The sequence below is a fragment of the Neobacillus sp. plas4 genome (assembly GCF_057221695.1).
Genome location: NZ_CM170152.1, coordinates 1,949,790 through 1,963,600, shown reverse-complemented (window position 1 = coordinate 1,963,600; position 13,811 = coordinate 1,949,790). Strand labels below are relative to the sequence as shown.

Genomic DNA, 13,811 nt, shown 5'->3' with positions numbered 1-13,811 from the left:
GAAAAATGGAACAGAATAGTGATGGAGGTGAAAAAAATGGATGAGAATACAAAAAGCTATCCTAACGTATCTTTAGGCGGAAAAAAGTCTAATGAAAAAGGTGAAGGTGATTCTGGTCATATGCGCTATGGCCAAGGTAACAAAGGTGAAAGCAAAGGTAACAATAAATAAGCTATTTTAAAATAAAGGCTCGTAATATAAAAAATTAAAATGTCTTAACAATAAAGAACAGGCACGCTCACACTCGAGCGTGCTCGTTCTTTCTATTGACGAAATGCTGGGTTTTGATAGTTCTGGAACTGCTGTGTTTGTAAGGCAGGATTTACAAAAGTTTGAGGTTGAAATCCAACCGACCCCACCTGGCCGGAAAGTTCACGCTCCAGCTGATTACACTGTGCAATGACTTCTTGGCATCTTTGAATCGCTAATTCATGCCCCTGGAGGCTTTGCTGAATCGTTTGAACTGCCAAACGTTCTTTTTGTATCATCTGCTCAAGCACTTGCGCATTTTGCTGCTCATTTTGCAGCATTTGCTGGTATTGATGGTTAGCCATTTGAGTTTGCTGAATTAATTGCTGAGCAAGCTGACGGCATTGTTGTACATGAGTAATAGAATGAGTTGTATTCATGCGAATATCCCTCCAGTTTTAGGATTCAAATTAGGTATTAAAGATTGAGGTATTCAACCCCTTACTAAATCCACATCTTGGTACCCTTTCATTCAATAAATACTTTGAATACGAATAAAAGACTTACCACAAAAGAAAGGAATCGCTAAGATTCCCTTCTTAAGGTTGGTTATTTTCCTATAAACATTTGTGTCCAGTGGTTTCCGGATTTTTCGTACCCAACTCCAATATGAGTGAAGTTAGCACTTAAAATGTTTTTCCTATGCCCTTCACTGTTCATCCATGCATTCACGACTTCTTGAGGCGTACGTTGTCCTTGAGCGATATTTTCACCTGCTGATTTATACGTCACACCGAAGTCCCTCATCATGTCAAATGGCGAACCGTAGGTTGGGCTTGTATGTGAAAAGTAATTGTTTTGCTGCATATCAACACTTTTCTTTTGTGCAACCCCGCTTAATTTTGCATCAGCTTTTAAAGCTGGTAACCCATTTTTAGTACGTTGAGCATTTGTTAAATCTATAACCTGCTGTACATATTGACTAACATCACCAGTAGTTGGCGCTGGTGCTGCTTGTTTTGGTGCTGGTGCTGCTGGCTTTGGTGCAGCCGGTGCTGGTGCAGCCGGTGCTGGTGCAGCCGGTGCTGGTGTAGCCGGCGCTGGTGCAGCCGGCGCTGGCGCAGTTGGTGCTGGCGCAGTTGGTGCTGGTGCAGTTGGTGCTGGTGCCGGTACAATTGGAACTTGTTGTTGCCCTGGCGTTTGTCCTTGTTGATTTCCTTGGTACCATTGAACAGAACCAAATGGTATATATCGATACTGAGCATGTTGAATCAAGATCGCTTTAGTATGTGGGTAACTCTTACTATCCAAATTTGTACGGTCTGCCGATATATTTAGCGCGTCATTATTTGTATTCATGTTACGATTGTTATTGTAATTCACATTTCGATTATCAAAAATATGTCGATCTGTGTTACGGTTATTATTTACATTTAAACGGTTGTTGTTCACATTTCTATTATTGTTATTTCTAGTTCGATCATTATTTACATTTGTTATATTACGGTCATTATAGTCTCGATCCCAATCCGGGTCATTATTGTCGTTATTGGTGTAATCTTCTGTTAACAAACCATTATGATCAATTCCATCATCCCTGTTATTACCGACATTCAAAGTTGAATTGTCTCTATCTATCCTGCTTGTACGGACTTCGTCAGCTGCATTATTGTTATTACATGCAGCCAGACCGATTGTTAACACCCCTGATAGCAATAAACCTAATGGCTTTTTTATCAAATTTATTACCCCCTTGCAAAAGTTAATGTTTTTGCCTTCTTATTATTGATTATTTCTAAAATAATATTGATGGAAATTACAGTGTATTTTTACATTAAAAAAACCGTATGGTAATGTAACCAAACGGTTTTTTCTTATTAATTAGGGCATATTACAATCAAAGCTTTTAAAAAAGAAAAATCCAAACTCAAACGATGAGGGATTTTTCAAATAACGTCTCCGATACTTAGACAAGTACCTTTTTCAGTTTTTCCGTTAGTGCTTGAATGACCATTTTATAATCTGCTACAACACCAATATTGGCCCGTTTAAAGATAGGTGCTTCTGGGTCTGTGTTGATAGCAACCACCGTCTTTGCATTGGTGATTCCTGCAAGGTGCTGACTGGCACCAGAAATCCCAACTGCGATATAAAGATCAGGTGCAACCACTGCACCTGTCTGCCCGACCTGCAGATTTGAAGGAACCCATCCTGCATCACAAGCAGCACGCGAGGCACCAACTGTACCTCCTAAAAGATTTGCAAGAACATGAAGGTCATTAAAACCTTCCGGACCCTCGATTCCTCGACCACCGGAAATGATAATTCGTGCATCCTCCAGCCGAATATCAGATAATGCAGCTTGAATTTTTACTACCAGCTTGGTTACTATCATATCTTCTGATGGAGTATAGTTAACCTCAATAATTTCACCTATACGTGTCTCATCCGGCACATCTACATTCTGGCTCTTTTTACGAATACCAACTACTGCTTTAGAACGAGTTGTTGTATATTCCCCGAACGCCTTATCACCATAAATTGGACGAAGCCAAGTTAATTTGTCACTGTTGTAATTGTAATCAACTACTTCCGTAATAGCAGATGCACCAGTACGCGCAGCTAGCCTGCCCACAAGGTCTTTCCCGATTCTGTCGAAAGAGAGGATAAGGATATCTGCTCCCGACTGTTGTAATACAGTTTCGATGCAGTTTACATACAGTTCAACATCGTATTCAGTAAGAATTGGATTCGAAATGGTGTATGCAATGCCCGCCCCAAGGGAGATTGATTCCTTAGCCCCAGCCGCTGCTAAAGGTCCAAGCGAGACAGAACAAACTTCACCACCAGTGGAACTAGCCAAGCGGCCGCCAAAGAAAAGAGCTTCTTTAGCACCTGAACTCAAGCCCTCTTCCTGTTGATTTGTGAATACAAGAATTCTTGACATGGTTGTCTTCCCCCTATAAAATCTTGAGAGCCACTAGCCTGCCCGCTAATTCACCAGCAAGGTCCACACCATCATTTCCAGGCAGTACCTCACAAGCGACTTCCCGATTCAGGACGTAAGCCCGCTCCAGCTTGACACCGGGCTGACAGCGCTCACTATCAAGATTAAGATCTTCTGATTCTAAAACCGTAATCGGTTTACTTCTAGCAAGTCGAATATCCTTTACCTTTGGCAGCCTAGGAACGTTCGTTTCAGCACTAATAATTGTGAAAATGGACGGAGTTGGTACACTTACAACTGCATAGCCGCCTTCAACTTCAAGCGTAGCTTTCACATTGCCCTCTTCCACCTCAAGGTCTGAAACGAGTGTTAAGCAAGGTACCCCTAATTCCTCAGCCATAACAGGTCCAACAAGACCTTCCTCGATATCACTGGCTTGGTAGCCTGTCAGGATAAGTTGTGCTCCACCCAATGATTTAATGGTTTGTGCAAGTATATGCCCAACAGCCTGACCGTCTAGATTTTCCCACTCATCATCCCATACCCTGACTGCCGCATTGGCTGTAAAAGCAAGTGCTCTCCGAAGGACATCCTCTGACTCCTCATCCCCTAGGCAGAGAGCGGTTACACTCGCTCCAGGTATTTTATCTCGAATTTGAATGGCCAGTTCAAGTGCGTTTTCAGCAAACGAGTCTAGTAGCAAATCGGAGTCACTAATATCAGGACGATTTGTTTCAGGATCGATGTTAAAATATTTTGGTGTAATTTCAGGATCAATAACTTGTTTAAGGCAAACAACGATGTGCATATTTATTTCACCTCACGATTGTTAACGATATTTGATTCCCTTTAGCGAGCCTTTTCCTATCTGAAGGGCACCAAAAATCTTCTTTGATTCCCTTAACTGTGCTCTTTCCTTTCTGAAGGGCACCAAAGACTTCTTTTGATTCCCTTCAGTGAGCTTTTCCCTTTGCAAAGGGAACCATCAATTTTTAACTCCTACTCCCTTAACTGACAATCCATTATCATCCTTAGGATTTGGAGAAGGAATAAGTCCGTACATTTCCCTCAGTCTTTCCACTGCTTCAACAGGCGGCTTTGCATTATAGTAACCGCGCCGTGTCATGTAGACACCAGAGTTTTTGCGAAGATCTACTAGTGACTCACACATTTTTATTCCGGCTGCAAATGAGTCAACCACTGGTACATCACCAATTCGAGAAATTCCCTGGGTTGCTAAAAAGACGTTCATCGGGCCCTCTCCCGGAATGATGACATCTGCACCATCTGCAATCGCCAGCTCTGCAGCTTTTTTGAAGGATTCAATAATCGGTTCTGGATCATTAAATCCAGCCATAATATCATCAAAGCCCGCTTCTGTCTGAACAATAGGTCCAAGCTTTCCTCCTAAACCATATTTATCAGCATTTTGACGAAGCTCATCTGCCAGCGGCGCCAAAAAATTCACCACGCCAATCCGGTCCCCAAGCATCGAAGCCATGTGAAAGGAGGCTTGACCATATCCCACTACAGGAATATCAACCAATGTTCTTGCCTCTAAAAGACCTACATCTGGAATAGTTGCTATGAACATCGCGTCATATCCAGCCTTTTCAGCTGTTAGGGCAGCCCGTATAAACTGTTCCCGGTGAAGGTTTTGTAAATAGGAATGAGTTATAAATATACCTGGGTAATGAGAAGGATATGTTTCTTCTGACACACCATGTAAAACAACCTCCACATCCGGGCGGGCGATCCTGCTTACATGTTTAATAATCGCATCCCGATAATGTGGAACTCGGTCAATGGTGGTAAGGCTTTGATGCCAGATTTTCATAGAATGACCTCCTTTTTTCGATTATTTATAAAATAGAACTTACCTCAATTTGCTTTCCGCCAGTTTTTCCAGCCATCTGCCAGATACACCCGGTTCCGATTAAACTACTGCATTCTCAGAAACCGCAGACTGTACAGCAATCCGTCCAAATACGGCTGCCTTTCCAAGCGAACTTCCTGTCATATAGCCAGCCCCGTGGAATCCGCCTGTTACTTCCCCCGCTGCATACAAACCTGGAATGGGCTCGCCGTAAGGATTCACAACCTGTGCATTTGCATTTACAGAAATACCTGCATAGGTAGCAAGCATGGCGACTGTTGATTCAAATGCATAGAAAGGCGCCGTTTCAATTGCTGTTGGTTTTCCGTAGTTATGTGTCAAAGACCTTCTGCCAAAATCAGGATCTTCCCCATTTTGAACGCCTTGATTGTATCTAAAAATGGTATCTTCTAGTACTTCTACTGGTACGTCAATACAGTCCGCCAGTTCATCTAATGTATCTGCTTTGTACAGAAGTCTGCGCTTCTTTAGCAATTCAAAATCATAGAGGGGATCATCTAACACACCCTTTTTCATTACGGTCTGATCCCAAACTTGATAGCTGATCTGTTCAGGCTGTTCGAATGCCGCCTTACCTAAAAGTTTATACGAAATAGACTCATTCACGAACCGCTTCCCAAATTGGTTAACCATTATGGCCCCTTTATAAAATGCCAATCCCTGCGACTTTAACTTCCCGGCTGCACTTGGATGAAATCCATATGTTCCATTCAAATATGGGAGGTCCTTCACCCATGCACCATGCTCCCAAGCCATCCGAATCCCGTCACCTTGATTGCCAGCACCGCCAATTCTTAAGGCACCTTTTAATTGTGGAGCAAACTGGCCAAGCAGCTCTTCACTTTTAGCAAAACCTCCAGAAGCAATTAACACTCCTTTACTAGCAACAGCCTTTCTTTCTTCCCCAGACGCCTCATATAAAACTGTATCAATTCGCCCTTCATCATTCTTCAGCAGTCTTCGTGCAGGAGCATTAAAATAAATCGTCACGTTCGCTAGCTGCTTCACTCTCCTGTAAAGAGACTGGATTGCCTGATGAGGATCGATAATATGTCCGCGTGGAACGCTATGACCACTTACTGCTTCCAATGATCTAAACTCGACATCGTGGTCAACCAGCCATTGATATGTCTCCAATTGATATCTGCCATATTCAGCTACCAATGTTGAATCATTTACCCCACCGCCAACCTCCGTCATATCGGCCAATATTGATTCAGTAGAATCAGTTATTCCTGCTCGTTCCTGCATATCTGTACCCGCAAATGCCATATAACCTGAGCTGAGGACTGTACTGCCGCCCAGTTCATCCTGCTTTTCCAAGAGCAGGACATTAACACCCTGCTCCCCAGCCTCAACGGCAGCACACATACCCGCAAGCCCGCCGCCTAGAATGATCAAATCATAGCTTTCCATTATTCTCACTCCTCAGATTCAAAAGCTTTTAACACTTCTAACGCTGCTTCACATACCTGCATGTCGTGTGAATAATGACCTCCGCTTACTCCAAATCCACCAATTAGCTCATTATTGATTTTGATTGGATATCCACCGCCAAAAATAACTAATCTAGGCGTGTGAACAATGCCATGCAATAATGGAGGATCGTCTTTTAACCTGTCATACCATTCATGTGTTGCGCGGTTATAGGCTGCAGCAGAAAACGCCTTATTTTGAGCGATTTCAAGGCTAAGTACTGGTGCACCATCCATTGCATAAAATGCTTTTAAGTTACCAGGTTTGTCCACAATTGCAATACTGAATGGAATTCCTAGTTCTTGCCCCTTTGCTAATGCGGCTTCTAACATTTTATTTGCTAACGCTAGGCTAATATTTTTTGATTCAATTGCTGTTGTAAAGTTTTCCATTTTATTTCCCCTTTTCTATCAACAAATTAGTTTATAAATTTACTGGTCTTCCATTCCCAAATGCTTCAATTACTGTCGCGGATACGGCTTTCATTTTTGGCAGACACATGTCAACAATTACATTTGCCATGTCAATTGGATGCAGCCAATTATCTTTGTTAACATCCGGAGCAATATCTTCCATCATCTTTGTGTCAACTGGGCCTGGGCAGACCGCATTTACTCTAACATTGAATGGTTTTAGCTCTTCTCCTAATGCTTTTGTAAATCCAATTACTGCCCATTTAGAGGTAATATAGGCACTTCTGTCCGGACCGCCTTTTGTTCCCCAAATCGATGATACATTGATAATGACACCATTTCTTTTCTCTTTCATTTGCGGTACTACTGCATTCGCACATAAAAACACACCGCGGGTATTGATTTCTTGGACAAAGTCCCACTCTTCAACACTCGTTTCATCGAATGGCTTTAGTAGCATAACACCAGCATTATTAATTAAAATATCAATACTGCCGAGTTTTTCTACCGTCTCCTGAATTGCTTTGTTCACATCTTCCTCAGAGCGTACATCACCAGCAAGAGCAATTGCTTCGCCATCTAGTTCCTCCCTAATATAAGCAGCCGTTTCCGATATTTCTGCTAAACTACGAGAAAATACAGCTACTTTTGCCCCCTGTTTTGCTAAAAGCAAGCAGGTTTCCCTGCCAATCCCTCTGCCGCCGCCAGTTACAAACGCAACTTTATTTTTTAAATCCAAAAATCATCACCCCTTCATTACACCTCAAGTTTTTTATCACTACTAACGTAAGAAGCTGCATGCTCACCTGCACGTTTACCAAACACCAAGCCGCGAAGTACGGATGTGCCGCCAGGATATTTTCCATAGTATAGACCTGCAGTTTCACCTGCGACATACAATCCAGGAATTACATCATCATCCTGCGATAAAACCCTTCCTTTTGTATCAGAAGCTATGCCTCCATTCGTGAAAACATTGGAGCAGACAATAGGGTAGGCAATATATGGCGCCTTATCAATAGTTATGGCCCAATTTGATTTTGGCGGATAAATTCCAACAGCCTGTTTTCCGTCCTTCTTATCCCAGTGGAATTCTCCTGGCTGTACAGCAGCATTAAAGGATTCTACTGTTGCAATTAAATGATCTGCAGGCACCCCAATTTTCACAGCTAATTCCTCTAGTGTATCGGCCTCAATCGCCGGTTTATCCGTTTCGATTGCCCGTTCATAATTCGGAATGTCGTACATTTTTTGGTCACTGATCATATAGGCGATATGGTCAGGGAGGTCGTAGAAGATTTTGCGGGCTACTGCTTCATATTGCTCGTCAACCGTGGAAATTCCTTCATCGACAAAACGGTTGCCATTTTTATCAACCAAAATTGCATAAGGGTAGGTCATAACGGCTGCTTCTTCCCGCTTACTTCTAGGGTCAACTGGTTCAGCATGAAAGGCATCGAACTGACCCGCTCCTTTCGCCCCTATTTCCATTGCCATCCGAATACCTTCCCCTTTGTTATAAAGGCCGCCTTCGGCTACTGTACGAATCTTATGCGCATCTCTTCCGACATACTGTGCCATCATTTCTTGATTTCCTTGGAATCCTCCAGCAGCAAGAACAACAGCGCCGACTTTCAGCTGAAGAGAATTTCCACCCTTAACACGAACCATGAGTCCATTTATCGCACCTTCATCATCAAGGAGTAATTTCCAAGCAGTCGCTTCATAAATAATCTCGACACCAAGTCCGCCAGCACGGCGCGATAATGTATCAATGATTGCCCGGCCTCCGCCAACTGGGAGAAGCCGCGGTTTTGAAGAAGTTAAAAACATCGTTGGCAGGTAATCGAAATCTACCCCTTTTTCCTCGACCCAGCGCAGCGTACTTCCAGCGTTTTCTGCGAGAGTTTCTATGTACTCCCTATCGGAGAAATCATCTGAGAATGCCATCATATCTTCTACAAAGTTGTCTGCGATTTCATCAATATTCTTCATTCGCATGTAAGAGGCTGTCCATCTGGAATTTCCGCCCCGATGATCGTAATCCGTGCGTTCTAAGATCGCAATTCGTAAATTTCTTCCTTCCTTCTTGGCACTTTCCGCAGCGGACAAAGCTGCTGCTGTTCCTGCCACACCACAGCCAATTACTACAATGTCATAATCCAATTCTCTCTCCACTTTCGTAACCTCCTAGATTAATTATTATATAAATACTTCTTTTCCCACTCTTTGATTTGATCTAGTTTGAAAAGTGATTGTCTTTCCTCCCAGGTACAAATTAAAGGTAATAAATTTTCCTGAGAGCCTTCTTCTTTTAAAATTCTTAAAGATTCAGTGATTCCTTTAATAGCGGAACGAAGTGCAGTATTTGCACACAGCATGATTTTAAAACCTATTTCTTCTGCTTCTTTTAAAGAAATAAGTGGGGTTTTACCGCCCTCTACTAAGTTAATAACCTGTGGGATTCCTTTTAGTGAACTAGTAATTTGCCGTAATTCTTCAATGGTATTTGGTGCTTCGACAAAAATAATATCTGCACCCGCTTCGTAATAAGCAAAAGCCCTGTCTATGGCGTCTTCAAGGCCATTTGTAGCAATTGCATCAGTCCGTGCCATTATTGCCAGATTTTCATCTTTTCGGGCATCTAAGGCAGCCTTAATTTTTCCTACCATTTCTTCTTTCGAAATGACATCTTTTCCGTTAAAATGACCGCATTTCTTTGGTGATACCTGATCCTCCATCTGAATGGCAGCGACACCCGCACGTTCAAACTCTTTTACCGTCCGAATCACATTGATAGCATTTCCGAACCCAGTATCTCCATCTACTACGATCGGAACATTGGTAACATCGGCCATTCTGGCAACGATATCAACCACTTCCTTAAGAGAGGTAAGTCCTACGTCAGCCCAGCCAAGCTGTGCATTAGATATTCCAGCTCCCGTAGCATAAATCGCCTTAAAGCCAGTTTCTTCTATTAACTTTGCTGACATCGCATCATAGGCACCAGGAAGGATAAAGGAACCTGGTTCACGAAGCAGTTTTTGAAAAACTTGACATTTATTCATAGAGTTAATCCTCCAACTTTTAAAATAGGACGAGAAGAGGGAGCCTCCTCAGAGATACGCTGCTGCCAAACAATCGATAGCCTCCCAAACATATATAGCGGCAGTTCTGTAACAGGTTTAAGAGATTTTTCTACCACATTCACTTCTGTAAGCATTGATAAATTTCCTATATTAATGCTTACCGCATACTTTCCGGGGGCAGGAAGTGTATAGTATGGATTCAGCTTGAATGTTTGACCATCCCACATTCCTTCTACTTCATAGCAGCAGCCAAGAAAATCTGGCAGTTCCTCTACATTGCCTGCAGCTAATCTTTCACGAATGCAGGTAGAGCTTATTTTCTCGCCGCGGCATGCTACCTTTTCCACTTTTGTCACATCAATGATTCCCCCGGAATCATTCATCAAACGCTCTAAATTTCCGATTCCCCTAGAACCATAAGTAAAATCAAAACCGGCGACTGCATGGATAACCCCAAGATTGACCAGATAATCTTTAACATATTGTTCAGGTGAAAGAGCGGCAAATTCCCTAGTGAATTCAACAATATAAAACGTATCAACACCAAGTCCCCGAAGAATTTTTTCCTTAACAGAAAGGGGGATTAAATAATCAACTTGTTTTTCCCCATTGGACAAGACAGACTTTGGATGTGGAAAGAAACTCATAACAGCAAGCTGCACACCCTTTTCTTTCGCTATCCGTAAAGCCGTTTTAATTACTTCTCGATGTCCGTAATGGAGTCCATCAAAAAAACCAAGTGCCATTACACATGCATTTGCTTTTCCCTGCCAATCTGCCAAATTATCATGGTTAATATAAATCTTTTCCATACAGTCTCCTTTCTTCTTGATTAAGAATTTTTTGATAGATTAGGAGTATCCTAATATCTTAGTGCATTTGATTCTAAGCCTGCTAAAACGCGGCCATAATTTTCTTTGGTGATTAACGGTGAAATCGTTCTGTGTGAATAGAGCGTCCAAAAATCACGGAAAATTCTTTGCAGCGGGTGACCTTCATATACATAACCAGAACCGCTGGCTAGAATTAAAATATCGAGTGCTTCCTTACTTACTTGATTGGCATAACCGATATCTGCTAATGCCTTAACTCGTGCTGGCTTATCCATGAATTTACCGCTGGCAGCCCATGCATCTAGCTCATCCGCCACACGGTAATAATGCATGGAAGCGGTATCAATTTTCAAAGCAGCATCTGAAAGTAATGCATGGAGAGTCGGTGAATCAATTAAATTTTCTACACCAATATGGGCAGCTTTTCGATTAGGCAGTACTTGCTGGAAAAATTCTAACGCTGCCTTTACCAAACCTAAGCCCGGTAATGCCAAAGACAATGCTAAAGCTGGAAAAAGTGCAGTATTATAGAGCGGGATATCGCGTAAATGATCTGATTTAAATTGTCCATTTAGCACTTCTGCAAAAGAAACCACTCGGTGTTCTGGGATAAATACGTTTGTCATTTTCACACTGTTACTCCCTGTACCCTTCAAGCCCATAACATGCCAGTCATCCATAATTTCAACTTCTTCAAAAGGCACTGTCATTAAGGCTTGATCCACAAGGTTTCCTTCATCATCTCTGATTACCATACCGAAGTATCCCCAAGTCGCATGGAGCGAACCCGAGCAGAACATCCAGAACCCTTCTTCGATTAAATATCCACCGTCCACTTTTCGGGCAATACATTTTCTAGGTTCGTATACACCTGCAAAAAGGACATTATCTTCATTCTCTCCAAAGATTTCTTGGTGCGTTTTTTCTGTAAATGATTCCGCTACCATAAGTTCCCGAATTGCACAAAGCGAGAGAATCCAGCCCGTAGAAGCACAGCCGCGTGAAATTTCCACAATACAATCTGAATAGGTTCTCATACTTGTTTGATAACCGCCATAAATACTTGGGCGCAACAGCTTAAAAAGCCCCGCTTCTTTTAATTCATTGATCGTCGCCTCAGGTATTCGACGGATTTCTTCCGTTTCTTTTGCTCTTTCCTTTAGTTTTGGAACAAGAGATTTGGCTTTTTCTACAAGAAAAGTATCACTATGAGCAACATTTATCATTTGAAATTCTCCTTTTCAACTTTATTATTCCTCTTATTCGATTTAGATCTTAGTTAAATTTTAGAAAATTATAAAATTAATTTAAAGGGTAAAAACCTTTCAAGTTTGAAACATTTTTAGATAACTTTTATTGGTTTTCTAAACATAAATCTGCCGTTTTGTCCCAAAGAATAGAAATTAGTAAAGTTTTTTTACGAATTTATCGTTTCCTTTGTTTTGATAAAATGAGCTGCATGTTCACCTGCCAATTTTCCGAATACGGATCCTGCCATTAACCCTGCACCCCCCGGGTAATTAAAATAAAATAGACCCCCTACCGCCTCACCAGCAGCATATAGTCCCGGAATGGACTCGGATAACAGATTCTGAACCTCCGTTGCAGTATTAATTTTCAGACCGCCAAACGTAAAGGTTATACCGCAGGTAACCGCATAGGCCTCAAACGGGCCATCTTCCAATGTGTTCGCCCAATTTGACTTCTTGATTGCTAACCCTTCTGTGCATCTGCCGTCCTTGATATTTGGATTAAACGGGATATCTTTACGGACAGATGCATTGTATTCTTTAACATTTTGTAAAAAACCATCCGCGTCAACACCTTCAAGTTTTTCCGCTAATTCCTCTAACGTAGCGGCTTTTACTTTAGTCACTTGTCTGCCTTTATATTCCTCGCGAAGCAAATGAGAAACCTTTTGATCGAAAATCTGCCAAGCGAATTGTCCCGGCTGATCCAATATTAATCTTCCATATTTCGCATAGGTGTAATTGCGGAAATCAGAACCTTCATCGACAAAGCGTTTACCATCAGCGTTTACCATGATTCCAAAGGGGTAACTTAATTTTTGAAAGCCTTCTGTAAAATCTGGCAGATAACGGTCCCCTCCGACTGAATGGCAGCCTGACCAGTTGCCGGCGGATAGTGCACCAATATTTAGCGCCATTTGAATACCTTCTCCTGTGTTAAAACGGCTTCCCCTTGCATGGGCCAAGTCCCATTTTGGTCCTAAGTACCGGGTCCTCATTTCAGGGTTCGCATGAAAGCCGCCAGAAGCCAATATAACGGCTTTCGCCAGGATTTTTGTACTCTTGCCATTATGTTTAAAAATCACACCGTGTACACCATTGTCATCATGGATCAGTTCCACCGCCATCGCATCAAACAGAATCTGAACCCCTAAAGAGGACGCTTCTTTATGAAGCGCTTCGACCAATCCCGGCCCCCCGCCTACTGATTCAACAATCATACCGCCCCAAAACTTAAATTTACCGTCTACTTTAAAGGCTTGCCGACCATATATAGGCACCCACCTTACCTTGTGGCCTGTAAGCCATTTCATGGTTTCAAAACTTTTTTCGGTAAGAATGGAGGCTAATTCTGGGTCAGTCCGAAACGAAGTAACACGGCACATATCATCATAGAATTGTTCTTCGCTATAGACTCCAAAATCCGAAGAATCAATATCTTCTTGTGAAAGGTCGGGCATTATTTCTTTTAAATCTTCGACACCGTTATAGGCAAACCGAATCGAACCATGGGTGAAGGTGCTGTTCCCTCCTTTTTCAGCCTCAGGTGCCTTTTCAAGCACGAGGACGTCGGCTCCATTTTCCCTTGCAGAAATGGCTGCGCTCATCGCAGCATTTCCTGCACCAATTACCACAATATCTGTCTCATAAATTTTGATGTCACTCATTCTATCTGCCTCTCTTCCCAAAAAATTCTTTTAAAAAAGCTGACTCGTTT

The 13,811-nt window shown here is 42.2% G+C and carries 14 protein-coding genes; 1 reads left to right on the top strand and 13 read right to left on the bottom strand.

The genetic code is table 11. The annotated features are described in order from the left end of the window. The first annotated feature begins 36 nt into the window (after positions 1-36). Positions 37-171 (top strand): hypothetical protein, encoded by a 135-nt coding sequence (locus AC2TFD_RS09825; protein ID WP_335512627.1) that lies wholly within the window; start codon positions 37-39, stop codon positions 169-171. 92 nt (positions 172-263) lie between these two features. Here the strand turns inward: AC2TFD_RS09825 and AC2TFD_RS09820 are convergent, their stop codons facing one another. The 13 genes from AC2TFD_RS09820 to tcuA all read right to left on the bottom strand — a co-directional run bounded on the left by AC2TFD_RS09820 (position 264) and on the right by tcuA (position 13,761). After that, entirely contained in the window at positions 264-629 is a 366-nt protein-coding gene (locus tag AC2TFD_RS09820; protein WP_335512625.1) for a hypothetical protein, read from the bottom strand. Between the two features lie 169 nt (positions 630-798). Further along, positions 799-1,548, bottom strand: a complete 750-nt coding sequence (locus AC2TFD_RS09815) for a CAP domain-containing protein (RefSeq protein ID WP_484676287.1) — start codon at positions 1,546-1,548, stop codon at positions 799-801. 607 nt (positions 1,549-2,155) lie between these two features. Beyond that, complete coding sequence (locus AC2TFD_RS09810; protein ID WP_484675511.1) at positions 2,156-3,136, bottom strand: electron transfer flavoprotein subunit alpha/FixB family protein; 981 nt, start codon at positions 3,134-3,136, stop codon at positions 2,156-2,158. A 13-nt stretch (positions 3,137-3,149) separates the two neighbouring features. Beyond that, on the bottom strand, positions 3,150-3,944 hold the full coding sequence (locus AC2TFD_RS09805) for an electron transfer flavoprotein subunit beta/FixA family protein (protein ID WP_484675510.1): 795 nt from the start codon (positions 3,942-3,944) through the stop codon (positions 3,150-3,152). Positions 3,945-4,121: 177 nt separating this feature from the next. Then, entirely contained in the window at positions 4,122-4,973 is an 852-nt protein-coding gene (locus AC2TFD_RS09800; protein WP_335512619.1) for an aspartate/glutamate racemase family protein, read from the bottom strand. Positions 4,974-5,072: 99 nt separating this feature from the next. Next, complete coding sequence (locus tag AC2TFD_RS09795; protein WP_484675509.1) at positions 5,073-6,449, bottom strand: FAD-dependent oxidoreductase; 1,377 nt, start codon at positions 6,447-6,449, stop codon at positions 5,073-5,075. 5 nt (positions 6,450-6,454) lie between these two features. Then, complete coding sequence (locus AC2TFD_RS09790; RefSeq protein WP_484675508.1) at positions 6,455-6,901, bottom strand: GlcG/HbpS family heme-binding protein; 447 nt, start codon at positions 6,899-6,901, stop codon at positions 6,455-6,457. Between the two features lie 31 nt (positions 6,902-6,932). Further along, the gene (locus AC2TFD_RS09785; protein WP_335512613.1) at positions 6,933-7,661 is read right to left on the bottom strand and encodes an SDR family NAD(P)-dependent oxidoreductase; all 729 of its coding nucleotides are present in this window, start codon (positions 7,659-7,661) and stop codon (positions 6,933-6,935) included. 17 nt (positions 7,662-7,678) lie between these two features. Beyond that, a complete protein-coding gene (locus AC2TFD_RS09780) occupies positions 7,679-9,100 on the bottom strand; it encodes an FAD-binding protein (RefSeq protein WP_484675507.1) in 1,422 nt (473 codons plus the stop codon). A gap of 17 nt (positions 9,101-9,117) precedes the next feature. Further along, positions 9,118-9,990: an isocitrate lyase/PEP mutase family protein gene (locus tag AC2TFD_RS09775; RefSeq protein ID WP_335512609.1), complete on the bottom strand. Its 873-nt coding sequence runs from the start codon at positions 9,988-9,990 to the stop codon at positions 9,118-9,120. Beyond that, positions 9,987-10,823 carry an adenylyltransferase/cytidyltransferase family protein gene (locus tag AC2TFD_RS09770; protein ID WP_335512607.1) on the bottom strand — a complete coding sequence of 279 codons (837 nt, stop codon included), beginning with the start codon at positions 10,821-10,823 and terminating at the stop codon, positions 9,987-9,989. The genes AC2TFD_RS09775 and AC2TFD_RS09770 overlap by 4 nt, the downstream gene beginning before the upstream one ends. A 50-nt stretch (positions 10,824-10,873) precedes the next feature. Beyond that, positions 10,874-12,070: an acyl-CoA dehydrogenase family protein gene (locus AC2TFD_RS09765; protein ID WP_335512605.1), complete on the bottom strand. Its 1,197-nt coding sequence runs from the start codon at positions 12,068-12,070 to the stop codon at positions 10,874-10,876. A gap of 191 nt (positions 12,071-12,261) precedes the next feature. Further along, on the bottom strand, positions 12,262-13,761 hold the full coding sequence (tcuA, locus tag AC2TFD_RS09760) for an FAD-dependent tricarballylate dehydrogenase TcuA (protein ID WP_484675506.1): 1,500 nt from the start codon (positions 13,759-13,761) through the stop codon (positions 12,262-12,264). Between the last annotated feature and the right edge of the window lie 50 nt (positions 13,762-13,811).

What these genes read in the sequence shown, in the direction of transcription:
- AC2TFD_RS09825 (WP_335512627.1), top strand. Translation starts at nt 37, where the DNA reads ATGGATGAGAATACAAAAAGCTATCCTAACGTATCTTTAGGCGGAAAA.
- AC2TFD_RS09820 (WP_335512625.1), bottom strand. Translation starts at nt 629, where the DNA reads ATGAATACAACTCATTCTATTACTCATGTACAACAATGCCGTCAGCTT.
- AC2TFD_RS09815 (WP_484676287.1), bottom strand. Translation starts at nt 1,548, where the DNA reads ATGAATACAAATAATGACGCGCTAAATATATCGGCAGACCGTACAAAT.
- AC2TFD_RS09810 (WP_484675511.1), bottom strand. Translation starts at nt 3,136, where the DNA reads ATGTCAAGAATTCTTGTATTCACAAATCAACAGGAAGAGGGCTTGAGT.
- AC2TFD_RS09805 (WP_484675510.1), bottom strand. Translation starts at nt 3,944, where the DNA reads ATGCACATCGTTGTTTGCCTTAAACAAGTTATTGATCCTGAAATTACA.
- AC2TFD_RS09800 (WP_335512619.1), bottom strand. Translation starts at nt 4,973, where the DNA reads ATGAAAATCTGGCATCAAAGCCTTACCACCATTGACCGAGTTCCACAT.
- AC2TFD_RS09795 (WP_484675509.1), bottom strand. Translation starts at nt 6,449, where the DNA reads ATGGAAAGCTATGATTTGATCATTCTAGGCGGCGGGCTTGCGGGTATG.
- AC2TFD_RS09790 (WP_484675508.1), bottom strand. Translation starts at nt 6,901, where the DNA reads ATGGAAAACTTTACAACAGCAATTGAATCAAAAAATATTAGCCTAGCG.
- AC2TFD_RS09775 (WP_335512609.1), bottom strand. Translation starts at nt 9,990, where the DNA reads ATGAATAAATGTCAAGTTTTTCAAAAACTGCTTCGTGAACCAGGTTCC.
- AC2TFD_RS09770 (WP_335512607.1), bottom strand. Translation starts at nt 10,823, where the DNA reads ATGGAAAAGATTTATATTAACCATGATAATTTGGCAGATTGGCAGGGA.
- AC2TFD_RS09765 (WP_335512605.1), bottom strand. Translation starts at nt 12,070, where the DNA reads ATGATAAATGTTGCTCATAGTGATACTTTTCTTGTAGAAAAAGCCAAA.
- tcuA (WP_484675506.1), bottom strand. Translation starts at nt 13,761, where the DNA reads ATGAGTGACATCAAAATTTATGAGACAGATATTGTGGTAATTGGTGCA.